Source organism: Ferroplasma sp. (genome assembly GCF_037442045.1).
Classification (GTDB): Archaea; Thermoplasmatota; Thermoplasmata; order Thermoplasmatales; family Thermoplasmataceae; genus Ferroplasma.
Map to the genome: position 1 here is coordinate 1 of NZ_JBBIRC010000002.1, position 25,269 is coordinate 25,269.

General features: G+C 35.2%; 19 protein-coding genes and 1 tRNA gene. 12 read left to right on the forward strand and 8 right to left on the reverse strand.

From position 1 onward, the window contains the following. Positions 1–437: 437 nt before the first annotated feature. Together WKI77_RS00375 and WKI77_RS00380 are read right to left on the reverse strand one after the other, a co-directional pair. Positions 438–510 (reverse strand) — tRNA-Val (locus tag WKI77_RS00375). A 33-nt stretch (positions 511–543) separates the two neighbouring features. Then, entirely contained in the window at positions 544–1,623 is a 1,080-nt protein-coding gene (locus tag WKI77_RS00380; RefSeq protein ID WP_337859855.1) for a site-2 protease family protein, read from the reverse strand. Positions 1,624–1,798: 175 nt separating this feature from the next. Between WKI77_RS00380 and WKI77_RS00385 the strand changes: the two genes are divergently transcribed. From WKI77_RS00385 to WKI77_RS00410, 6 genes are read left to right on the forward strand one after another with little or no spacing between them, the layout of a single operon-like run. After that, positions 1,799–2,842, forward strand: coding sequence for a DNA double-strand break repair nuclease NurA (locus WKI77_RS00385; RefSeq protein ID WP_337859856.1), 1,044 nt, complete (start codon positions 1,799–1,801; stop codon positions 2,840–2,842). Then, positions 2,823–4,355: an ATP-binding protein gene (locus WKI77_RS00390; protein ID WP_337859857.1), complete on the forward strand. Its 1,533-nt coding sequence runs from the start codon at positions 2,823–2,825 to the stop codon at positions 4,353–4,355. The genes WKI77_RS00385 and WKI77_RS00390 overlap by 20 nt, the downstream gene beginning before the upstream one ends. Next, positions 4,355–5,476, forward strand: coding sequence for an exonuclease SbcCD subunit D (locus tag WKI77_RS00395; protein WP_337859858.1), 1,122 nt, complete (start codon positions 4,355–4,357; stop codon positions 5,474–5,476). Before WKI77_RS00390 ends, WKI77_RS00395 begins: the two co-directional genes overlap by 1 nt. Then, positions 5,476–8,160 (forward strand): AAA family ATPase, encoded by a 2,685-nt coding sequence (locus WKI77_RS00400; RefSeq protein WP_337859859.1) that lies wholly within the window; start codon positions 5,476–5,478, stop codon positions 8,158–8,160. The genes WKI77_RS00395 and WKI77_RS00400 overlap by 1 nt, the downstream gene beginning before the upstream one ends. Positions 8,161–8,202: 42 nt before the next feature. Then, on the forward strand, positions 8,203–8,745 hold the full coding sequence (locus tag WKI77_RS00405) for a HemK2/MTQ2 family protein methyltransferase (RefSeq protein WP_337859860.1): 543 nt from the start codon (positions 8,203–8,205) through the stop codon (positions 8,743–8,745). Next, positions 8,742–9,824: a GTP-binding protein gene (locus WKI77_RS00410; protein WP_337859861.1), complete on the forward strand. Its 1,083-nt coding sequence runs from the start codon at positions 8,742–8,744 to the stop codon at positions 9,822–9,824. The genes WKI77_RS00405 and WKI77_RS00410 overlap by 4 nt, the downstream gene beginning before the upstream one ends. A 50-nt stretch (positions 9,825–9,874) precedes the next feature. Here the strand turns inward: WKI77_RS00410 and WKI77_RS00415 are convergent, their stop codons facing one another. Together WKI77_RS00415 and WKI77_RS00420 are read right to left on the reverse strand one after the other, a co-directional pair. Then, positions 9,875–10,969 (reverse strand): hypothetical protein, encoded by a 1,095-nt coding sequence (locus WKI77_RS00415; protein ID WP_337859862.1) that lies wholly within the window; start codon positions 10,967–10,969, stop codon positions 9,875–9,877. After that, the gene (locus tag WKI77_RS00420; protein ID WP_337859863.1) at positions 10,970–12,439 is read right to left on the reverse strand and encodes a cytochrome ubiquinol oxidase subunit I; all 1,470 of its coding nucleotides are present in this window, start codon (positions 12,437–12,439) and stop codon (positions 10,970–10,972) included. A gap of 95 nt (positions 12,440–12,534) precedes the next feature. Here WKI77_RS00420 and WKI77_RS00425 point away from each other — a divergent pair, with 95 nt between their 5' ends. After that, on the forward strand, positions 12,535–13,158 hold the full coding sequence (locus WKI77_RS00425) for a helix-turn-helix domain-containing protein (RefSeq protein WP_337859864.1): 624 nt from the start codon (positions 12,535–12,537) through the stop codon (positions 13,156–13,158). Between the two features lie 35 nt (positions 13,159–13,193). Next, on the forward strand, positions 13,194–13,460 hold the full coding sequence (locus WKI77_RS00430) for an acylphosphatase (RefSeq protein ID WP_337859865.1): 267 nt from the start codon (positions 13,194–13,196) through the stop codon (positions 13,458–13,460). A gap of 408 nt (positions 13,461–13,868) precedes the next feature. On the opposite strand, the gene ilvA is transcribed toward WKI77_RS00430, so the two are convergent. Next, positions 13,869–15,074, reverse strand: a complete 1,206-nt coding sequence (ilvA, locus tag WKI77_RS00435) for a threonine ammonia-lyase (RefSeq protein ID WP_337859866.1) — start codon at positions 15,072–15,074, stop codon at positions 13,869–13,871. Between the two features lie 109 nt (positions 15,075–15,183). Here ilvA and WKI77_RS00440 point away from each other — a divergent pair, with 109 nt between their 5' ends. From WKI77_RS00440 to WKI77_RS00450, 3 genes are read left to right on the forward strand one after another with little or no spacing between them, the layout of a single operon-like run. Next, a complete protein-coding gene (locus tag WKI77_RS00440; protein ID WP_337859867.1) occupies positions 15,184–16,326 on the forward strand; it encodes an acyl-CoA dehydrogenase family protein in 1,143 nt (380 codons plus the stop codon). After that, positions 16,316–17,575 (forward strand): thiolase domain-containing protein, encoded by a 1,260-nt coding sequence (locus WKI77_RS00445; protein ID WP_337859868.1) that lies wholly within the window; start codon positions 16,316–16,318, stop codon positions 17,573–17,575. The genes WKI77_RS00440 and WKI77_RS00445 overlap by 11 nt, the downstream gene beginning before the upstream one ends. Beyond that, positions 17,575–18,024, forward strand: a complete 450-nt coding sequence (locus WKI77_RS00450; RefSeq protein ID WP_337859869.1) for a Zn-ribbon domain-containing OB-fold protein — start codon at positions 17,575–17,577, stop codon at positions 18,022–18,024. Before WKI77_RS00445 ends, WKI77_RS00450 begins: the two co-directional genes overlap by 1 nt. On the opposite strand, the gene WKI77_RS00455 is transcribed toward WKI77_RS00450, so the two are convergent. Genes WKI77_RS00455 through WKI77_RS00465 form a run of 3 tightly spaced genes read right to left on the reverse strand, consistent with a single transcriptional unit; the run spans position 18,006 to position 21,576 of the window. After that, a complete protein-coding gene (locus tag WKI77_RS00455; protein WP_337859870.1) occupies positions 18,006–19,271 on the reverse strand; it encodes an MFS transporter in 1,266 nt (421 codons plus the stop codon). The genes WKI77_RS00450 and WKI77_RS00455 overlap by 19 nt on opposite strands. A 54-nt stretch (positions 19,272–19,325) precedes the next feature. Beyond that, positions 19,326–20,936, reverse strand: a complete 1,611-nt coding sequence (locus WKI77_RS00460) for a formate--tetrahydrofolate ligase (protein ID WP_337859871.1) — start codon at positions 20,934–20,936, stop codon at positions 19,326–19,328. A gap of 37 nt (positions 20,937–20,973) precedes the next feature. Further along, positions 20,974–21,576 (reverse strand): cyclodeaminase/cyclohydrolase family protein, encoded by a 603-nt coding sequence (locus tag WKI77_RS00465; protein WP_337859872.1) that lies wholly within the window; start codon positions 21,574–21,576, stop codon positions 20,974–20,976. Positions 21,577–21,810: 234 nt separating this feature from the next. On the opposite strand from WKI77_RS00465, the gene WKI77_RS00470 reads away from it, so the two are divergent. Beyond that, entirely contained in the window at positions 21,811–25,221 is a 3,411-nt protein-coding gene (locus WKI77_RS00470; protein ID WP_337859873.1) for an ATP cone domain-containing protein, read from the forward strand. The last annotated feature ends 48 nt before the right edge of the window (positions 25,222–25,269 follow it).

Here is a 25,269-nt window from a genome sequence, read left to right on the forward strand (position 1 = left end):
CCGACAAAGGCACGCCTATCATGAGAGCTGCGGCAAATAAAACTGATAACAGTAAGAGAGTTTTTTTCCTTTCGATACGCATATAAGTGTAATCAATGGTTATATAAAAATATTTGCGTAAATTTAGTAAACTATTTGTATTCAAATTCTAAATTTATTTGTTATTTTTTCCATAATATTTATGTTTTTGGAATGGCATGCAATATACCGAAAAATCCAAAAATAATACTGTTTTCAGTTATTTTCTCTTGCCTAGCAATTCCCATTAAACCCGTATATAAATGATGCAAAAATCCATAGCATAAAATTATAAATATAAAATTATGAAGGCTTTAAAATGTTAATATTGAAACACAGAAAATTATAATTCTATATTTATTTTATTGCAAATAAAGAAATTTATAAATTTCACCACCAGATATATTCATAATTGTAAATGGGCCTGGCCGGATTTGAACCGGCGATTTCTTCCGTGTGAGGGAAGCGTCATAACCACTGGACCACAAGCCCTTATTTCTATATTCTTTTTTAGTTATTAATTTTTTATGGTTTTATTGGTAGTGGTGTAAATGTGAGAACAAACATTACCAGGCAAAAAACCCCTATACCAATATCAAACTTTGATATCTTTTCATAATCGTTCAGTGCCGGTGGATGAACCATGCCCATAAATATAACAAATAATGCAAGGAAAAACCAGCCTATATAATCGTATGCTATTGTAAGATAGAGAAGAAAACCTATAAATATATAACCTATAATATACGATTTAGGCCCAAGTATGCCTCTGGCTATATGGCCGCCATCAAGCTGCCCGGCTGGTATGAGATTCATTGCTGTTGCAAACATGCCAACCCATACTGCAAATACCATGGGAAATATCGGGACATTTGAAGGCTCAACTATGCCAAATAAATGGTATATTTCCGGATAGTTAAGAATAAATGGTATATAATTTCCGATCGGCTTGAATATGCCTTCAAAGTACTGTGCCACAAATAATAGTGGAATCGCCGCAAGGAATCCTGCTATAGGGCCCGCAGCGCCAATTTCTGCCATTGCCTTCCTTGTTGGCACTGGATCTCGAAGGGAAACAAATGCACCGAATGTCCCAATCATATACGGAAATGGTATGAAAAATGGCAGTGAGGCATTTACACTGTACTTCTTTGCAACTAAATAATGCGCGGTCTCATGTATGCCAAGAATAAACATTAATGGAAGCGAGAAAAACACAAAGCCATACAATAATTTATATTCTTCAGCATATGCACCGGGGCTGACAAAGCTGCTGGCATATATAGAACCCACATATATTGTTGAAATTAATGTAAGAATAAGCATAATTAAATTTACCTTACTGCTTCTGTATGAAGCTTTAGGCCTGATTCCAACCTCTACATAATGCTCTACATCAAGAACAAGCAACGGTATGTATCCCATTGGAACCAAAATTTTCCTCAAATCATCAAATTGTTTATTTATATCTGGATTGTCACTGTCAAAAAATAAGAATTTAATGCTTGCAGGATTGGCAACAACCTCGTAGGTATTGATATTCGACTTTACAATATCAATAACTTTTTCCATATTTTCATTTTCAACTTTTACACTCTGAAACATAAATACACCTGCATTTACTGCATTTTATTTAATCCTTACAATGAACCAATAATATAGCAAGGCTTTTAAATTTTATGCCTGATTTAATCTTTTTAATACCGTTATCATTGCTTTCATGATCCAGTGTAAAATTTATGCAAAGATTTATTTTTGAATTGAATATATTGTTTATAAAATGGACACATTCTCTGATTTTATGAACTACCTTGAAACAAATAAGCAATCGATGTCACGAGATCTGGAAATGGATGAAACATCGGAACTTTATAGATTCTATCAGGAGCTGTTCAATTCAAATTATAATAAATTTACTCCCTGGGAACCGGGTGAAATAGATGCAGCATCCACCGACAGTTCTGAATTTATAAGAATGCTGTATAATGGAAAGAATATAGTAATTATAAGGGCTTATACACTTTATAAAAATAATATTACTTCAGATTTTCATGCAGATCTTGTTGCTGTAGACCCGGTGGAGCAGAGGAATTTCACAATATTACTGATGGAAAATTCAGAGCATAAATCTATATTAAAATTTCTGGAAAATAACAGTCCGGAATATATATTTATTGACGGTTCATTCAAGGGAAGAATATCACATAGAATCGAGCCCCTTGGAATAGAAAACTATGAAAATTTTATGTACGAATATATGAAAACTCTTAAAAGCCTTATAAGAAAGGCCTATGAAAAGGAAACAACATTAATATTCATGTCAAAAAGTACTTACACTGAAGATTTTAAGAAATATCTTTTAAGCACAGCAAGAAACGATCCAGAAACATTAAAAATAATAGGAAGGGAATCTAAAATTTATAAAAATGATCACTATATAATAAAATCATTTGCAAAAGAAAGCGGATACACAACTCCTGTAATGTACAGAAAAACACTGGAAGGAACAGATATAAATTATGTATCATTTGACATACTTCCAGACCCAATGGACCTTCCATTGAAAGTACAGGTTCTCTCAAGGGATTTTGTAAAGGAAACTCTTGACCAGAAGCCATTTAACATTGATGATAAAATAGTAAACATATTATTTTATGGTTATACAGGATACAAAATTTATAACCTCTGGCTGGTTGATGTTGATAAAAAGGTAAAATTCAGGTCAGGGGAAATGGAGAAGATCTATATGCGTGCTATGGAAAGGAAACTTGGAATAACATTTTATGAAACAAGGGGTGAACGGCGTGCAAGAATCAGAGTATAAAATAGGTTACACTATCGGTGAAAATACTTCAAATAAATTTCAGTTTGTTATATCAGATGGTAGTGACATAAAAAAATGGGAATATGTCAGCTTAAAAATTAAAGATAACATATTGATAGGCAGAATAGAAGAAATTGTCTCAAAAAGCGAACTAATGAACGATAGCATAGATTACGAGAGCATTGACAGATACGCTAAAACAGGGTTAAATGATTTCGTAAATATATGCATATCAACCATACTTGGAAAGCTTGAAAATGGCTATCTGTCTCAGTCAAGGGAAATAATTAAGCCGGGAATGCCTGTATACCCTGCAGGAGATGAAATACTGCAGAAAGTATTTTCATTCAATGATGAAGAATCACTTCAAATAGGTTCGTTGCCTGATAGCAAAGTTAATGTCTCACTAAATATAAACGGATTAAGAAGGCATCTTGCAATACTTGCACAGACCGGAGCAGGAAAAAGCCACACAGCATCGGTGATAATGGAAGAATTATTGAAAAAGGGAGCTTCAATTATTGTTCTTGACCCCCATGCAGATTATGTTTTCATGAAAAAAAGAATGGATGGAAAAATTTATTCAGATAATATAAGTGTTTTTCGAACGCCATTAAGTACCGGAAGATATACAAACAATGATGTTGGAATAATTAATAACTTTACAATTAGGTTCAGCGATCTTTCTCCGGACGATGTAAAGGGAATAATGGACATAAAAGAAGGATATACAAACTTAATCTCAATTGTTGATGACATTTACAAAAAAATGAAGGGTAAAAAGGACTTAAACGATTTCCTTGAAACAGCAGAATCTTTGCCCCCGGAGGATTACAGAAAAATACGTGGAAGATTAACATTCCTTAAGAAAATAAAGGAGATATTTCAGGATTATACAACAGGAATAAACGATTATCTTGGCCCGGGGAAAATGTCAGTGATGGATTTATCCGGCATGGATCAATTTCTCGCAAATTACTTTTCATATAGAGTATTGAGCTCAATTTATGATGTTAAGCTATCATCTGAGTTCAAATATCCTGTATTTGTTTTCATAGAAGAAGCGCATAATTTTGTTCCTCCGAGGAATAACAGCAATATTGCAAAAATGGTTAAAAAAATAGCTGGAGAAGGAAGAAAATTCGGAATATTTCTTGTTGTTATTACCCAGAGGCCTGGAAAAATAGATGCTGATGTCCTTAGCCAGTGCAATTCACAGATAATATTGAGAGTTACAAATCCATCTGACCAGAATGCGATTTTGGAAAGCAGTGAAAATATTACAGGTTATTTAATGAATGATTTGCCATCGCTCGATACTGGTGAAGCAATAATAGTTGGAGAAATTGTGAAAATGCCTGCAATAGTAAAAATAAGGAACCGTGAAACCATGGCAGGAGGATCTGATATTGATGTAATAGCATTATTAAAAGAAGCAAGGGAAGAAGTAAGGAAGAAAAATGATCCTTCAGAAGTAGTGAAAAAAACTAAGGACCTTTTAGGTGAATTTTAATGGCACGCTTTTTGCATTTATCTGATACACATTTAGGCTATAAGCAGTACATGATGGACCTCCGTGAGGAAGATTTCTATGAATCATTCAATGAAGCAATAGATCTTGGTTTAGAGGAAAATGTGGATTTCTTTGTTCATACTGGTGATTTATTTGATACATGGTCTCCTTCAAACAGGGCTATGAATGAGTTTAAAAAAGCAATGCTAAAACTCTATAAAAAAAATAAAATAATGTATTTAATCATGGGAGACCATGACCGCCCAAAGAGAACGGATGAGGTTGCATCCAGAATATTTGATTTTCTTGGCGTAAAGCTTCTTGGTGTGGAAGAGCTTCAGAACATTGTTATAAACTATGGTAATGAAGATATATTATTGTCCGGAATATCAAACATGAAGGGATTAAGAAAAAATAATCTTGTTGAACAGTATAAGAAAGCAGATATTGAGGCAAAAAATTATAAGAATTCAATAATGATGTCTCACCAGGGCGTTTCACCTTATTTAATACCAGAAGCCTGTGAAGTTGATTCTAAAGACCTGCCTGTCAATTTTAAATATCTTGCATTTGGGCATGTGCACGATTCATATTTAATAACAGATAAATATCCTGTATTTTCATATGCAGGTTCCACGGATTTAAACAGCACAAATGAGGTTAAAAACTTTTTAAGAAATGGGAAATCGGTAAATTTAGTTGATATAGGAAATGGGAAAATAGATGCACAGAGAATAAAATTAAAATCAACTAGATATCAGAATACTGTTAATTCAAACTATGAAAATTATATGGAAGATATAGAGAAAATTATTAATACTCCAAAGACCAATGAAAAAGATCCTCTTATTTCTGTAACAATACATGGAGAAGTGGACCGCGAAGATGTAAAATCAAAAATTAAGGCACTGGATCATGCATTAATCAGAGGGCCGGTGTTTGAAAAAGAGGTAAAAAGCATTGAAGAAAAGCCAAACATGTCAAAATTACATGACTATTTTATGGCATATTTCAAGGATGAGAATATGGCATCGCTTGCAGAAAATATCTTTAATTCCATAAAGAATGAAGATTCTGAAAATTCATACAAACTCATAAAGGAAATAATGCAGGTGGAATAATGATAATAGAATCTATAAAAATTACAAATTTTTTATCACATGAAAATACGGAAATAAATTTTGAGCAGGGAGTGAATATAATAACAGGCAAGAATGGTGCAGGAAAATCAAGCATACTGGATGCAATCAAATTTGCATTATTTGCTGAATCCAGAAACAATGAAAAAATTAACGAACTAATAAAAAAAGGCAAAAATTTCTTTGAAACAACATTAAACTTCAACATTAACGGTGACCATTATGAGGTTTACAGACACTTTGGAGTAAAGAAAGCAAAAAATGCAGAAAGGCTTGCCTATGTGAAAAAAAATGGTGTGATTGCTGCAGAAACCTACGAAGGTGTAAATGCTGAAATCACAAAGATATTAAACGTTTCCAGGGATGTATTCAAGAATTCAGTATTTGTTGAGCAGGGGCAGATGGATTCCTTAATTTCAGGAACTCCAAAGGAAAGAAAAACAATTTTTTCAGATATAATAGGGCTAACATCATTATCAAAAAGTGCAGATCGTATTCGTGATGTTATTTCGGATTTCAGGAACGAATCAATATTGCTTCAGAATTCAAGTGATCGGCTTATAGAAATCAGAAATGAAAATGAAAAATTGAATAAAGAGAAAATAGAGAATAATGATATGCTGGAAAAGGCGGAAAAAGAGGCAGAGGAGTATTCAAAAGAACTGGAAGAACTGAAAAAAAAGCAACAAGAGCGTGATTCAGTACTTGCAACTGTGAAACATTTAAAATTAAATATTATTCAGTATAATAATGAAATTGATAGTCGGGAAAAAAGCATAATTGAATTGAGAAAGAATATAACAAATTTACAATCAGAAAAAGAAGAACTTGAGAAATTGGAAGCCAATCCATACTATAAAAAAAGAGATATGATAAATAATTATTTTGTGGAAAAAAAGGAAATGGATAACTATATAATGCAATTAGATAGGGCAAATGACAGAATTAAACAATATAACGATATGGTGGAGAAAGAAAAAAATCTTTTGCAACATCATACTGAATATTCTGATTACTATGATAAATACAATTTAAATATCGATAAAATAAGGAAATATACAGAAATTCATGAGGAATATATTAAAATTGAAAGCAATATAAAATCACTTTCAGATAGATTGAGTAAAAGAAAACTATACATTGATAATTTCATAAGGACATATAATATAAATGTTGATGAACTGAAGAATCTGAGAAAAATAAAAGAAGAAATAAATAACAATATAATGGCCAAAACCAGCAGAATATCCGAGATAAAATCTTCTGTTACTTTATATAACAATGAACTTAAAGAACCAAGGGAAAGCATGGAGACATTGAATGGGAAGAACAGGTGCCCACTTTGCGGCACAGAGCTTACCAGGGAACATATGGAGTCCATATCAAAAGAATACAATAACAAAATCAATAAAATTTTACAGAACATCCAAAAACTCGGAACAGAAAAGAAGTCAATAGAAACTGAAAAAGAAGAACTTGAAGAAAAATATAAAATATTTGCTGGAAATGAAACAGAAATTGCAGCATCATATATAGATGAAATAAATTCCATTGAAAATGAAAAAACAGAAATGGAAGAGGAGCTTAAAAGGAAATATAATATCCATAGCTTATTCCTGCAACTTTCATCTGAAAATAACGAACTTGAGAAAAAGATAAAAGTTCTCCAGCCATACGAATATGAATATAACCGTTGCAAAAATATCATATCAGGCATTGATATAGAAAGCATAAAAAACGAAATTAATGAATACAATTCATTGATTTCTAAAGGCAAAGAGAAAATTGAAAAATACGAACTGGACATTGGATTCGTCCCAGATTATATCCAGTATAATAAAACATCTTCAATTTCAGGCGATGTTGAAAAACTAAAAAATGAATTGGATCATGCACGCGAAATGGAAGTCCGCATTAATTCTTTTCAGGATGAAATAAAGGAAAGAAATAACTTAATACACGATCTGGAAAAACAGCTGGATAATAATAACGCTGAACTTGAAAAATACAATGGGATAGACAGAAAGGAAAATGAAATAGAAATATTATATAACACTGCTGAACAGGACACAATAAAATTGAAGACTCTGGTTGGAGCCACATCCGAAAGAATAAAAGAAAATGAAGACCTTGCTAAAGGGTTTGAACAGGATGCGGAAAAATATAAAAAACTCGGTAAAGCAATAAGTGTGCTGGGAAAAATCAGGGACTCATTTGATTACAATGGCGTTCAGGCAATAATAAGGAAGGACGCATCGACATCAATGACAAACTTAACAAGGAAATATTTGCAATCATTCAATCTTGATTTTGATGATATAGCAATCGATGAAAATTTTGACATAAAAGTAACCCAGAATTCCATGGAACAGACCCTTGAATCATTAAGCGGCGGTGAAAAAACAGCCCTTGCAATAGCAATAAGGTTATCTGTTACTGAATACGTTCTTGACAGGATCAGCACAATAATCATGGATGAGCCAACCAATTTCCTTGATGAAGACAGAAGAAACAATTTAAAGGATATAATACTTTATTCATTGAAGGGTGAAAATATAGTTCCACAGATGATAATGATCACACACCATGGAGAATTAATCTCTGTTGCAGATGCCTCATTCGAAGTTATTAAAAATAAAGGCACATCACAGGTGATTTCATCATAAATTTAATAAACATAAAATATCTTTATAGTATTATTAGGAATCATGATTGATCTTGATTATTCAGACGATGTTTATAAGCCTGCAGAGGACTCTTATCTTCTTCTTGAAAATATAAAATGCGGAAAAAATATTCTTGACATGGGATCCGGATCTGGAATAATAGGGATTGCTCTTGCTTCGCAGGGACATAACGTTACCGCAGTTGATATTTCTCACAATGCTATTGAACTGATAAGGCATAATGCTGAAAAAAATAATGTAAAGATGGTAATAATAGAGTCAGATTTATTTAGCAATGTTCACGGAACCTACGATACTGTAATATTTAATCCACCATATCTTCCCGTTGAAAATGAGAGCTTACAGTGGTCAGGCGGTTCAGATGGTTTTGCCGTAACAGGAAGATTTCTTGACAATGCTTATAAATATTTGAATCCAGGCGGCAATATTTACCTTATTCTTTCGGATTTAACAGATATAAAAGCGTTTATAAACAAAAATGATTATTATGAATTCATTAAAATTAATGAAATGAGTTTCGAGTTTGAAGCCATAATGCTTTATGAATTAAAAGTGAGAATATGACGATACAGGAAAGAATAAAAGAAATAGAAGCCGAAATAAAGAAAACACAGAAGAATAAGGCTACGGAGAAGCATATAGGCCTGTTAAAAGCCAGAATGTCCAAGCTTGAAATAGAAGAAGAATCACATAAAAAATCTGGAGGGTATGGGTTTTCCGTTTCCAAAAGCGGGGATGCCACACTGGCCCTTGTTGGATATCCAAATGTAGGCAAGAGTTCTCTCCTGAATGCGCTTACAAACAAAAAAAGCGCAGTAGGCAATTTTGAATTCACAACACTTACTGTTATTCCAGGTACACTGAACTACAACGGTGCACAGATTCAGATACTTGATCTTCCTGGCATAATTGACAATGCAGCACTGGGTGCCGGTAGGGGAAGGGAAATTATCAGCACAATAAGAAACGTTGATTTAATCGTAATGGTGACAGATATCCAGCTAAAAGGTCTTGAAAGGATTCTTGATGAGCTTTACAAAGCAGGGATCGTATTGAACAAAAAAAGGAAAAATATAGCTTTCAAGAGAACCAATTATGGTGGACTGAGAATACATAAGCCCAGAAATGTTGAAATAAATAATGAGGACATAAGGGACATTGCAAAGGAATTTAAAATTGTAAACGGTGATATCTATATAAGGGAAAGCATTGATATGGACGATTTAATTGATTTTTTTAAGGGAAATATAGTTTATATAAAATCATTTATGGTAGTTAACAAAATAGATATGCCGCATGATGAAGAACAGCTAAAAAAGAAACTGAAAAAATTTTCTAACTATATAGAAGTATCTGCAGAAACAGGTTATAACCTTGAAAATATGAAAAATATGATTTACAAGTCACTTGATATGGTAAGAGTATATATGAGGAATAAGTCAGGCGAAGTGGATTATGAAAGGCCATTAATACTCAGTGAGGGAGCAACAATAAGGGATGTATGCCGAAAGATCAGCAGAGAGATGATTTCTACTTTCAGATATGCTATTATTGCTGGGCCGTCACGAAAAATAGAAGCAAGGGTAGGACTCGATTATTCAGTCAATGATGAAGATGTTGTAACTTTAATAAGCAAATATTAAATTAAAAATATTAAAAAATTAACTATAAAAAATATAAAATGTAAAAAAAATTAATTTTTCTGCACAGTGTTCATTTCTGCCGTTTCAACTTTTTCCGTTTTCTTAGTCTTTTGAGATTTTTCAATTTTCTCTGGATTGAATGAAAATCTTCCACTGTTATAAACATATGCATACATTATCATCAATAACAGGAATATTATCCCGCCTATAATACTGAGCCAGAAATTGGCAAACTGCATGGAATTTGTAGAAGCAAAAGCAGTAATAGGGAATGCACCCCCTGCTATGTTTGTTACAGGCAATTCAAGTGAAAGTACAGCAATAGTCATTGACAGGAACCAGAATGGCTTGTATGATGCAAAGTGTGTTGTTGGTTTGTACATATACAGCAGTGGTATTGCCACTGTTATTATTACAGGCAATATCATATAATATTCCATAAATTTTGCACCGTCAAGTGTGGCAACCACGTTCCATGCATTTACGTTCAGGAATAATCCAAATATTATTGTAAGCAGCGGAATATAACTTGTTCTTTTTGCAGTTCTGTAGAATACATTAGACATCCCGAAGGCTATGAATAATGTGCCGAATAAAAATTCCCAGTAAACAGCAGAATATACAGGAGCAGTCAGCAATGCAAAGTAATCTACATATGATTTTGAGAGATTCGCAAGATCAAGGTGCAGAAGAGGTGGAAGTGAAGGAATTGCAGTTGATACGCTGTTTCCAACCATCAATGCAGCTATTGCTGTAACAAAGCCTATAACCATAATGAAAGTGGCAGCCGAGTAAAACATCATTAACGGTTTGCTGTCAACCTTTTTCCAAATAAACTCTGCATATATTATGAAAACATTTCTCAATATGAGCAGTGCAACGAATGTTCCTATTACAGGTATAAACAGATATGAAGCTATTGGAGTTAATCCTGAATATATAAGTTCAAGTTCAACTACAAAAAACACTATCATTGTTCCTGTAATTTCCCATATTGGAACTATATGCTTCAATACTACTGTTTTGTGCTTCTCATAATTGCTGAATATTGGAAATATAGCTATGAATTCTGAGAACAGAAATGTAACCATAGCCGCAATGACAATCTTTAAAAATACACCATTCGCATCAAGGTAAAACGACATTTATCTCGCCCCCGCATTTACATTATTAATATCTTTCCCAGTCTCAGGGATATTTAAATCCCTTTCTGCTTTTCTTAAATCATCATCCACATGTGAAAGATTCAATACTTTTGCATTGAAATAGAATGTGAATGGTATAATTATGAGATAAAATAGAATTATAACTATTCCAAGAGGCCATACAATTGTAGAAGTTGATGCTGCCTGAGCTATAGTCATTATGCCATAGTGGCCAGCTATAAGTGGTTGCCCATTGGCCTTATAAGGCATCAATAGTATGTATGGAACCCTGCCAACTTCTGCAGTATACCAGCCGTCTTCCATTGTGAACATTCCAAGGAATCCAAGGGATATAAACCCGTATAATACATATTTTATTTTAAATATATCCTTTTTCATTATTTTAAGTACAAGCACTGCAAGCCAGAATAATCCCATTAATACACCAAATCCAACCATAAGATCAAGCGTATCATGGACTACAGAAGGTGCCCATACTGAAGATGGATATGATGATAATCCTGGAATGTATCCCGCATTTCCCTTTGTAAACGGATAGGCAAGAAGAGACTGGGCACCTGCTAATGGAATAAAACCAATGCTCTTTCCATTGGATATAAAACCGAATAGATGTTCTGGTGCCCCAGACATTACCGGTGCCATGTTTAATTCAAGCATTGCATATTTTAATGGCTCAAGTGTAAGCAAAGTTGAAAGCTCTATTGAACCGCTTATTCCTATCAATATTATATCAACTACTCCTACAACTGATAATATTTTCATGGCAGATGTATCTATTTTCTTTTCATCATCATTCTTTGATTTTAAATATTTGTATGCAAAGTAAGCAAGCAAAGCCATTGACCCTGCGAAATACATTGCCATGAACATATGGAAAAGTTCAGGTCCAGTAGATGGCTCATAGAAAACTTTTAACGGATTGACACCTGATATTACACCAGTATTGATGTAATTCGCAATGTTAAACGATCCTGTAGGGGTATTCATCCAGGCATTGACATTTGTTATAAGCCATGCAGATGCACCTGTCCCGAAAAGGACACCCCAGCTTACAAGCCAGTGGTTCCATCTATTTTTGAAATTATCCCAGAAATAGACATAAACCATCAATGTCACTGATTCAACGAGGAAGGCAAAAACCTCAGCGTAGAAACTCAACATTGCTACTGCTCCAACAAGTTTCATGAATTCAGGCCAGAAAAGCATGAGCTCTACTGCCATGAATACTCCAGAAGCAGTTCCAATTGCAAAATTTATTACAAGCGCTATGCTCAGTTTATGTGCCAGTGCCTCGTAATATTTATTCTTATTTTTCAGTGCAATATACTCTGCTATTGTTATAACCAGTGCCATTGCAAGTGTTATGGCTACTATTATAATGTGTGCAGAAATTGTATAAGCAAACATTGCACTATCCCATACTGGATATGATATTCCCATTTTGATCATAATTGTATTAATTTTGAGTACTTAAATACGTTACTTAACATATAAAGTATTTCTTTTTTTACTAAATTTATTTAAGTTATATGCTATTTACTTTAGTGAATAAATCAAATACTGGAATTAAAGTAAATATCACAATGAAAAGATCGGACTGTGAAGTTACCAGTTATGTGTATGCTAATTTTCCAGGAACAGTAATAGAACGATTAAAAATAGATGGAAAGACAACCACCCACAGAATAAGCTTTAATTTACCCGGTGAATTGAATAAAGCATTTCCGGATATAAAGAAAATTTCTATCGAGTCAGTAAAAGCAGGTGACAGAATACTCTGGGCAAAAGCATCATGTTGCAGTGCATGTTATATCATAGGTTCATCCGATTCCGTAGTTCTTGGCAGTAAAGCCTTAAACAGCAACACAGTAAGTTACAGTTTGCTGTTGCCCAGCTATGCAAAATTAACTGAATTAAAGCGTAAACTTGAAGAAAGCAATATAAATTATTCAATAACAGACCTTTCCTTTGGCGAAAACCAGAAAGTTACACAGAGGGAAAAAGAGATCATAATAAAATTATATGAAAATGGATATTTTGATCCAGAAAGAAAGCTAAATATGACACAGATAGCAGAACAGCTGGATATATCAACAGCAGCATTATCAGAAATATTGAGAAAAACTCTGAGAAAAATAGTAAAAGAATATATAGAGCAACAACTCTGAGAAAAAATTTTAAATAAAAATGCAATATCTTTCTCATGGCAGCAATCAAATTCACATTCCATGGCCATGTCCAGGGGATAGGATTCAGGGCACATGTAAAGAAGAAGGCAATGGAACTTAGCATTTGTGGTTGGGTTAAAAATATGCCTGACGGTGCCGTTTCTGCTGTATTTTCTGGAGATCCTGAAATGATTTCGCTACTTGAAGGATACTGCAAAAGAATACCATCTGCTTATGTATCATCGGTAGAATCGTATACTATCGAAGATCAAAATTTTGACACTTTTGAAATAATATATTGACATACGATTCTCAATTACAAATAATTGAGGCATGAAAATGCATGAACTTGCGATGTGGATGAAGTGCAAATGTATACATTTACCGTTTAAATATTAATTTGTACACTTATGATGCTGAAATGGAAATAATTGTGCATTAAAAATCATCACCAATGAATTGTTCTGAAAAGATTTTCTTGCCAGGTTGGGAGTGTCTCCATTTTGCAATTCGAGCAGAGAAATGAAATAAAGAATGTTCAGATTGCATGCAAAAAAAAGCACCGCTTCCTCTAAAGAGGCAACGTCCAGAATCTGAATGGCCCTAAAACTCTGCAACAGGTTTAGAAAACTGCCAGAGATGCAAGAGGCGAAGGAAAAGCGAAGCAAAAGTGGTACTTCCAACCATTTAGGAAGAGTATATCATTTACCTTAACCAACCCTTCTGAATTTATATCCAAGCTTATTCAGATTCCCAAGCAATTCGTCTATTCTGCTTTTATCAAGAATATTAATGGTGAAAAGGAGATACTGGTATCCAATAGGTGTATCCTTGTTAAGGTTGTCAACTTCAGCGTGGTATATATTTGCTCCAGATGAGGATATTGCATTGACAATTTTTTCCATGATTCCAGGATGGTCTGGAAGATTAAATTCAAGACGCAGCAGTTTATCTTCCATTTCCAGAGCCCGGTATATTATATTGGAAAGCAGAAGAAAATTTACATTCCCTCCTGATAATACAATAACAACCTTTTTGCCTTTAACATCAATTTTATTTTCAAACAATGCAGCAAGGCCCGCTGATCCTGATGGTTCAACAAGCACTTTTTCCCTTTCAAGCAATTTAAATAATGCATACGCAATGTTTTCATCTGAAACAGTTACAATATCATCAACATATTTTTTAACAAGCTCAAATGTTATGTTTCCGGGATATTTTACAGCTATTCCATCAGCAATGGTATCATTGCTGGTGTATGGAACTATTCTATTCTCCTTTATTGATAATTCCATGGCATTAGCCTTTTCAGATTCAACACCAATTATTTTCACATTTTTGTCCTTTGATTTAATTGCAAATGATATGCCGGAAATTAAACCTCCACCTCCGATAGGAACTACAACAATATCTGGCTTGATATCTTCCATAATTTCCAGGCCTATAGTTCCCTGTCCGGCTATGATATCCTCATCATTGTAAGCTTCAATAAATTCTCTTTTTTCATCCACTGAAAGCTGTACTGCGTAGCTATGGGCATCATCATAGCTGTTTCCTTTCAATATTACTGTGGCGCCATAGGATTGAACCGCATTTACTTTAGCCGGCGGTGTAGTCTCAGGCATGACTATTTTTGCGTCAACACCATAATACGATGCTGAAAATGCAACTCCCTGCGCATGGTTCCCTGCACTGGCGGTTATAACTCCATGCTTCTTCTGTTCATCGGTTAATCTTGAAAATTTTGCTATTGCACCCCTCGATTTGAATGAACCAGTTTTCTGGAAATTTTCCATTTTGAAATAAATATCGCAGGAAAACATATTGCTGAACGTTGTAGAATGAAACAGTGGTGTTCGGTGCAATATTCCCTTTATTTCACTTTCTGCTTTAACTATATTATCATAACTTAACATAAATTTGGATTGTATCTATACATATATATGCTTCGCAGGGCACTATTAATTATTTGTTCTTTCAGTGCATGTTTATATATTTTATAACAATCTTTTTGCAGGTGTATACTTGAAAGACGAATATATTATGATTCAGCAGAGCGCCAGGCAGTTTGCCGAGAAAGAAATCATGCCTGTTGCAAAAAAAATGGACCGGGAAAACTTTTTCCCAGCAGAACTCTTCAGGAAGATGGGAAAGGAAGGATATCTCGGTATAACAATTCCAGAGGAATATGGAGGTTCCGGGTCAGATTATATTTCACAGGCCATTATAGAGGAAGAAATAAGCTATGCATCAGGTTCTCTCGGCCTTTCATACGGTGCACACAGCAATCTGTGCCTTGATAATCTATACAGAAACGGGTCAAAATATTTGCGTGAAAAATATTTAGAAAAATTATGCTCAGGCGAATATATCGGTTCACTTGGAATGACAGAGCCATCGTCAGGTTCAGATGCATTGTCAATGAAAACAAAAGCAGTAGAGAACAAAAATGATTTTGTATTGAACGGAAGCAAAATCTTTATTACAAATGCTCCATATGCAGACGTTTTTCTTGTATATGCAAGAACCGGTGAAAATATAACGCCATTTATTGTAGAAAGCAGCGATAAAGGCTTTTCCAGAGGCCAGGAATTTGATAAAATGGGAATGAGAGGATCACCAACAGGTACCATATTCTTTAATGATATAACATTGAATAAAGGCCGCATTGTTGGGGAAATGAATGGAGGCAAAAAGGTTTTATTAAGCGGCCTCAATCTCGAGCGTGCAGTGCTTGCATTCAATGCTATTGGAATTGCAAGGAGGGCAATGGATTTATCCATAAATTATGCAGTTGAAAGAAAGCAGTTTGGAAAGGCAATAAAGGATTTCGAATTAATACAGGAAAAGCTTGCCTATATGTACACAAAATTTGAGTCTTCAAGGATCTTCGCAATGGAAGCACTGACGAGGGTTCAGGAAAATAGAATGGATTCACTGGACGCGGCATCGGCAATACTTTATGCATCGGAATCATCAGAATATATAGCAAGGGAAGCACTGCAGATTTTTGGTGGCTACGGTTACATTAAAGATTTCGAAATAGAAAGGGTTTTCAGAGATTCAATTTTGCTTACTATCGGAGCAGGAACCAATGAGATCAGAAAAAAGGTCATAAGCGAAGCACTTATTAAAAAATATTCCAGGGGTGGAAAAAATGGCTTATGAGGCAAGAAAAGTTTTCATGGTCTCAGGCGGCATGACAGAGTTCAAAAAATCAAATTTCAACGAGGATTTCAGGCTCAATGTTAAAAGATCAATGGATTATGCATTAAAGGATGCAGGAATTACAGTGAAGGATATTGAAGGTTCTGTATCTGCATACTTTTCTGACCATCTCCAGGGCCAGTTAATAGCCGGTGCAATGTCCAATGATTTTATTGGGCTTGCCGGGAAACCATCAAAAAGAATCGAGGCCGGAGGAGCTACTGGCGGATTAGCATTCCAAACTGCATATGAAGAAATTGCTTCCGGCAATATGGATACATGCCTTGTGTACGGATTTGAAAATATGTCCCATGTTGGAACATGGAGGGGCAATGACATAATAGCGCTTGGCAGCGATTCGAATTTTGATTATCCTCTTGGTGGTTTCTATACCGCCTATTATGCATTAATGGCAACAAGGCATATGCATGAATTCGGAACCACTGAGGAACAAATGGCAAAGGTATCTGTAAAAAACCATAACAACGCTATTTACAATCCATTTGCACAGGCACCAATGAAAATTACTGTTGAAGACGTATTGAATTCGCCAGTTGTTTCGACACCTTTAAAAATGCTAGACATATGCTTGATGTCTGATGGAGCCGCATGTGCTATACTTGCATCTGAAGAAGCTGCAAAATCATTTTCATCAAAACCAGTGCGGATAAGGTCAATAGGGTCATCTACAGATACTATGAGGCTCGCAGATCGCCCATTTGGTGAAATTCCGCTGCTTCCTGGTGAAAATAAAAATATGTATAAAAGCCTTAAATACCCGGGTGTGCATTCGTTCCGTGCAGGGAGGCTTGCTGCAAAAATGGCATATGAACGTGCAGGCATAAAAAATCCTGAAAAGGAAATTGATTTTGCGGAGCTTTACGATGCATATACATCGGCTGAAATTCAGGCATATGAGGACATGGGATTCTGCCCTCCAGGAAAGGGCGGTAAATTTATTGATGATGGCAAACCATTGCTTGGGGGAGAATTGCCGGTAAACATGGAAGGCGGCCTTCAGGCTTCAGGCCATGCTATCGGTGCCACCGGAATAATGCAGGCAGTATACGCTTTCTGGCAGCTTCAGGGGAGTATCCAAAAACATATGGGAAATGGAAAATTGCAGGTAAAAGAACCATCCAGAGGATTAATCCACAGCCATGCAGGCACCGGAGCATATGAAGCAGTTACAATAATGGAGGCGGTTTAATGGCAGGCAAAAAATTAATTAAAATAGACCCTTTAATTGTGGAATGGAATTATACAACAGAATACAGGCATAGTTATGCACAGGATTCACCTTTTTTTAAAGCTCTTGGTGAAAACAGATTGCTTGGGTCAATGTGCCCTCAATGCAAATATAAATATGGAACATACAGAAAATACTGCATGTACTGCGGATCAGAAACAGAAGATATTGCTCTTCCATTGAAAGGCAAAGTGCACTCATTTACAACATGCTACTATTCTGGTGAAAGTTTTAAAAATGACGTGCCATTTACACTTGTACTTGTGGAATTTCCTGATATAGATTCTCTCTTCATGTCCAGGCTTTACATTGAAGATATTAAAAAAATAAAAATTGGAATGGAAATAACAGCCAAATTCAAGAAATTTCAGGATTTTACAGTAAACGATGTTTACTTTGTTCCAGTTTGAATATTTTGACTTTCATCGTTTCCAATAATTGTTTCTTTGCTTTTAACTTTGAAAGCAAGTGTAAAAAAGAATCCAATTATGCAGGTAATTGAAAGGAAAATAAGGCCTATATCTATTCCACCCATGCCAAAGAATGCAAAAGAAAGAATACCAATAAGGCCGCCAAACCTTCCAGCCATTTCATTAAACCCCTGGCCAGAGCCTCTTATTGATTCGTCATAGTTTTCTACTGGCATTATTACCGTTGTCTTATCCGGGCCCATAGACCCAAAGAAAAATGCAAATCCGAGAAGCATTATAATTTCTATTCCAGTTAACTTTAAAGAAAAATATAAACCAAAGCCAAGTATGCCAAGAAACACAGATCTTATTATGAATCCAGTTGCCTGAAGCTTTCTGGTTCCAAGCCTTTGTATAACAAGAAAAGCCAGTATTGAAGCCGGTATGGTAAATGCCTTTACAAGCACTGCTGAGAAAGCCCCACTTACAGCAGAAATCCCCAGGGCAGATATTAATATGAAAGGCAGAAACATTGTAAGGCTCTGGTCACCAATTTGATAAAGGAACCATGGAACCGAGAATCTGTAAAGATTTTTTCTGTTTTTTCTTGATGTAACATCACTGATTATCGACCTTATGGATTTAATCCGTTTAATTTTCCATATGGATGATTCCTTGAGCCGTGCCCGCATTGCAAGTGGAATTATAGAGAACAGTGACCCGGAAAGCAATACATATCTCCATCCAGCAGGGCCAAGGGTTAATAAAATTCCACCAATGAGGTATGAGAATAATATGCCAAAATTTGCAAAGAACATTATCAATGCAAGATTCCTTGTTGAGTTTTTAACAGATATTATTTCAGACAAATAAGTAAATATTACCACATAATCTATTCCCACACCAATGCCAACAACCGTTCTAAAAAACATGAGCATTGCTATATTTGTTGATAGTGCACTTCCTGCCCCGGCAACAATAAAAGTAAGTATATCAATTAAAAGTATGCTAACTCTTCCAAACCGGTCTGAAAGAACTCCACTGATAACAGCTCCAAACATTGCACCCAGAAATATCAGTGAACCAAGGAGATAAACAATTCCAGATCCAACACTGAATGCTATTTCAATGGGTTTTAAGGCCACAGATATTATCGCAATATTGTAACTGGCAACAAAGATGCTGATGGCACCTATAAATATATAATATGCATTTCCCATCAGTTTGTTCTGTGCCTGTGGTTTCACAAAACGAAATCAGGTATACATAAATGAACTTTCAGTAGCCCATATTTTGAATAATTATGATAATCCAGTAATATTTCCTTTACTGTCTATGTCTATCTTTTCTGCAGCTGGATGTTTTGGAAGCCCTGGCATTGTCATTATATCTCCAAGAACAGGTATTATAAATCTGGAACCTGCATTTACAATGACAGAATTAACTTTTACCTTGAAATTGTTCGGAACATTGATCAGTAATGGATTGTCAGAAATAGATGATTGAGTTTTTGCCATACATATATAAAAATTCCCAAAGCCATTTTCTTCCGCATGTTTTATATCCATAAGTGCCTCCCTTGAAAAGTCAACACCATCTGCGCCATATACCCTTTTGGCAATTTTTTCTATCTTGTTTTTTACCGGTTCATCTTTTTCATAGGCATAGGTAATTTTGTTTTCTTTTATCGAGTCCAGAACCTTTTCAGCAAGTTCTATCCCACCCTTGCCACCCTGTGAATAAACTCTTGATACCGCATATTTTATTCCTGCCTGATCAAGAAGATCAGATGCTTTCTTTATCTCCAGCTCCGTGTCAAGTGTGTGTATATTCAATGCAACAACAGGTTCAATTCCAAACTTCCTTACAATTTCAATATGCGCAAAAAGATTCTGAATGCCTGTTTCAATGGCACCAATATCTTCTGCATCTATGTTTTTTGCTCCTCCATGATGCTTCATTGCCCTGATTGTTGCCACTATTACCGTTGCATTTACTGTTAATCCTGCTTCCCTGGTAACTATATCCATAAATTTCTCAAAGCCAAGGTCGGATCCGAAACCTGCTTCAGTAACTGTATAATCAAACAAATTAAGTGCAGCATAATCACCAAGAATGCTTGACGTTCCATGTGCAATATTGCCAAATGGCCCTGTATGTATAATGGCAGGAACATTTTCTATGCTCTGTACCATATTTGGCTTTAATGCGTCGGAAAGCAGTGCTGCCATAGCTCCATTGGCTTTAATGTCCCTTGCAAATACCGGTTTATTTTTTCTTGTATAACCGACTATTATATTGCCAAGCCTCTCTTTTAAATCTTCATACCCATTCGAAAGTGCCATTATAGCCATGATTTCAGATGCTGCAGTTATAACAAATGAATCATTTGCAAGCGTTCCATTGCTTGAAGAACCATTGCCAACTATTATTGATCTCAAAGACCGGTCATCCATATCAACTGTTCTTGGAAAAGCTATCTTTTTTACATCAATTTTCATTTCATTTCCAAAATATATATGATTATTTATCATTGCAGAAAGCAGGTTGTGTGCAGCCGAAATCGCAGGAAAATCCCCTGTAAATATTAAATTTATTTTATCAGATGGCTCTACAGTTGACTTTCCTCCACCAGTGGCGCCACCTTTAACGCCAAAGCACGGTCCAAGCGATGGTTCCCTTATGGCAATTCCTGCTTTTTTGCCAATCATTTGCAATGCCTGTGCCAACCCTATAGCAGTAGTAGTTTTTCCCTCTCCAGCAGGCGTTGGTGTCATAGCTGTCATTAATATGATTTTCCCTTTATTATTGGGAATACAGTTTGAAAGCCCTAATTTTGCAGCATATTTTCCGTATAAAGCATAATCCGTTATTCCAAATTTATCAATAATTTTTTGTATATCCTGTGACATAATACTGTAATAACTAATATGTAGTAAATATTTTGGCTCAGGGGATAATAGAATTTTCCTTTAATCTTATACTTTCTATGATACTTTCTACATTTTCCATGAAAAATTTAAGCTTTAAAAGTTCTGCCTCTTTATAATTTTTATCTTTCTGAAATTTCAGGTTTATCTTTATATTGTTAACGGAAGTATGTATTGCTGTATATGCCATATAAGCTGCTGATATATCATCAGTAATGAGGTTAGCATTTCCATTGTTGCAAAGGAAAAGTGAATTCTCCATATTGTGCAAAGAAATGCCTGCTATTTTCCATGATACTCTTACACTATTTTTTATGGCTGTATTTATTGCATCGGCTCGATCCAGTTCGTTTCTATCAATGTGCAATGCATCCATAATTCCCTGAAATGTCTTTTCATCTTCTAAACTGAGGTTTTTCAATTCACCAATGATACTTCCGGATTCATCTGCAATGGTTTTAAAATAATTATCATGTGCTAAGAGCTTCTTTTTACCAGTTGAAAGCAATGCTGCCATGGAGTTAAGAGATGCAGCAAACATGGAAGATATGGCAGAGGCCGAACCTCCTCCCGGTGTGGCCGAAGAACTTTTAAGTTTTGATATATAATTATCAAGGTCCATTATAAGGTATAATTGTTTCTTTGAAAAACATTACCATTTCATGGGCACATGTTACAGGTAGATATATATATTAATTTAAAAAATATATATTTAATATTTTAACTAATTAGGTAATAAATATTTATTCAAATGTGGTAATTAAAGGCACGGTTTGGATAAATAATAAGTAAAAAAAATGGTTAAAAAAATATTCAAATACATCTATGTATTGTTCTTAATACACTGTGATGCAAAATGATAAATGTTTTAAATAGCGTAACAAAAAGGGATGGCTCCCGCGTTCCATTCGATAAAAAGAAGATAGCAATGGCAATATACAAGGCAATGTTGTCTGTTAAAACAGGTTCCATGGAAGAGGCGAATAAATTTGCCGATTATATTACAAAGGAACTTGAGAAAGGAAATGAGGAACCAACAGTAGAACTTATCCAGGATGCTGTTGAAAATACTTTGATGGTCCATAAAATCAATGGTGTTTCATATGTATCTGTTGCAAAAGCATACATACTGTATAGAGAAAAGAGAAATACAGTAAGGCAGGAAAAAGAGTTTTTGGGAGTCAAAGACGATTTAAAATTAAGCGTAAATGCAATAAAGGTACTCGAAGCCAGGTATCTTTTTAAAGATTCGGAAGGAAAAATTATAGAAACTCCAAAACAGATGTTTCACAGGGTAGCAGTGCATCTTGGAATAATTCAGGGATTATACGATTATATATCATATAAGGAAACAGGCAAAATAAACAATAATGGAACAGTCTATTCTGGCATAACAAAGACTCAGGATGAAGAACTCAGAAGAGGATTTAATGAATTGAAGAAGGAGAAGAAAGTTGACGGTTCATATGAAGATTTCCTGGATTTTATCGAGACAAAAAAGACTATGGTTAATTACTGGATCAATAAATTTGAAAATATGATGACCAGCCTTGAGTACGTTCCAAATTCACCTACATTAATGAATGCAGGCGGGCCACTTGGGCAACTCAGTGCATGCTTTGTGCTTCCAGTGGATGACAGCATAGATTCAATTTTTGATACACTGAAAGCAACTGCTGAGATACACAAATCCGGCGGAGGAACAGGTTTCTCTTTCAGCCGCCTGAGGGCAAGCGATGACATAGTTGCATCAACTAAAGGTGTTGCATCTGGCCCTGTTTCATTCATGAGAATTTTTGATGTAACAACAGATGTTATAAAGCAGGGTGGAAAGAGAAGAGGAGCCAATATGGGAATACTGAACTATAACCACCCAAATATAATGGACTTCATAAACAGCAAGGATTCTGAAAATAAAATCTTGAGTAACTTTAACATATCTGTCGGAGTAAACGATGAATTCTTTGAAAAGCTTGATAGTGATGAAAATATAGATCTAATTAACCCTAGAGACAAAAAAGTTATGGGTAAAATTAAAGCATCAACACTATGGAACTCTATTGTAAATCATGCATGGACAACCGGAGACCCGGGAATGATATTCCTTGATGAAATTAACAGAAAAAACCCGGTAAAGAACATTGGAGATATAGAATCAACCAATCCCTGTGTTACCGGTGATACCAGAATATACACTTCTGAAGGAATAAAAACAGCTAAACAACTATATGATGAAGGAAATCCATTGAATATAAAGGTAGATGGAAGATTTGGAGGAAAATTTAGAAGGTCATCAAATGTCATATATACAGGCTTTAAAGATGCATATAGGTTAACAACAAAGGAAGGTTTTGAGATAAAAGTTACCGGTGACCATAGAATATACAGTGAAGAGAGAGGATGGATTGAAGCATCAAAATTAAAAACTGGAGAAAAAATAAGAATATTAAACGAGAGTGGCTCCTTTGGCCCTTATGGTAGCATGGAAGAAGGCAGAGTTCTGGGCTGGCTTGTCGGCGATGGCCATATAAATAATGGAAATAACAACGATCGTGCTGTTTTATCTTTCTATGATCAGGATCGTGTATTCGCAAAAGATTTTGAAGGGTATGTAAACAATATAATAAGGCCATCTACCAACAACAGGGATTACCCTGTAAGCATGGTAAATATTGAAAGCAGAAATTGCATAACAATTGCATCAGAAAGGCTAAAGGAATTTGCTGTAGGCTATGACCTGGTAGAAGAAAAATTGCAGGTTTCTGATAAGGTATTTGAGGGGAGCATGGAAATGCAAAAGGGGTTCCTGCAGGCATTATTCGAAGCAGATGGTGCTGTATTGTCTTCTGGAAAGTCCAGGTATGCAGTAAGACTGGGTTCAATAAGTATAAGCTTATTAAAACAGGTACAGATGCTGCTGTTGAATTTTGGCATTTTTAGCAGAATATATACAAATCGTAAGAAAACTGGAATCAAAATGCTTCCAGATTCAAAGAGGAAAATGAGATTATATACGACACAAGACTTCCATGAACTTAATATATCAGGTATAAATCTAATAAATTACGGAAAGTCTATAGGTTTTATATCTGAAAGAAAAAACACAAAGCTAAATGATATTGTAAACAGCTACAAAAAAGGTCCTTACGCAGCTTTATGGACTGCAAGAGTCAGCAGTATAGAATACATCGGGAAAGATGATGTATATGATCTTGTAGAACCATCCACTCATTCATTTGTAGCCAATGGAATTGTGGTTCACAACTGTGGCGAACAGCCACTTTTGCCTTACGAATCATGCAATCTTGGCTCTATAAACCTATCAAAGTTTGTCGAGAATTCTACATTTAACTATGATAAATATAAAGAAACAATAAGAATTGCGACGAGATTTCTGGAAAATGTTGTGGACGCAAACAAATTTCCGGTAGAATCAATAAAAAACATGACAAGAAAAACCAGGAAAATTGGCCTCGGGCTAATGGGATTCGCAGATGCGCTTATAATGCTTGGCATTCCATATAACAGCAACGAAGCACTGGAATTCGGTGAGCATGTAATGAAAACACTCAACGATGAATCTCATCTGGAATCACAGCGCCTTGCAGAAGAAAGGGGCGTATTTCCAGGATGGTATGGATCGGAATACGAGGAAAAGGGAATAAAAATGAGGAATTCCACAACAACAACTATAGCACCAACCGGCACAATATCCATAATCTCCGGGTGCTCTTCATCGATAGAGCCATTATTTGCCCTGGCGTTTGTCAGGCATGTCCTGAATGGCCAGGAACTGCTGGAAGTAAATCCATTGCTGGAAGATGTATTGAAATCAAGGAAGCTATGGAACCAGGAACTTATGGAAAAGATTGCAGAAACCGGCAAGCTCGGAAATCTGGATCTACCGGAAGATATCAAAAAACTCTTTGTAACAGCGCAAGAAATAGACCCGGACTGGCATGTTATCATGCAGGCAACATTCCAGAAATACTGTGATTCAGGAGTATCAAAGACTATTAATCTGCCATTTGAAGCAACTCCTGAAGACATAGAAAAATCTTACCGCCTGGCAAAAGAACTTCACTGCAAGGGAATAACAGTATACCGTGACAGAAGCAAGACACAGCAGGTACTGTATGCAGGCAACGGGCAGAAAAAAAGCGACGAGGAAAAAAAGATTGACCTCACAATGAAGATGCCAGATAAGCTTTTAAAGCTGGATGCAACTTTTGATCCTGCATGCCCAACCGGTAAGTGTGACCTTTAATACTTTTTAAATAACTACACAATATTTTTATTCTATAAGTCGTTATTA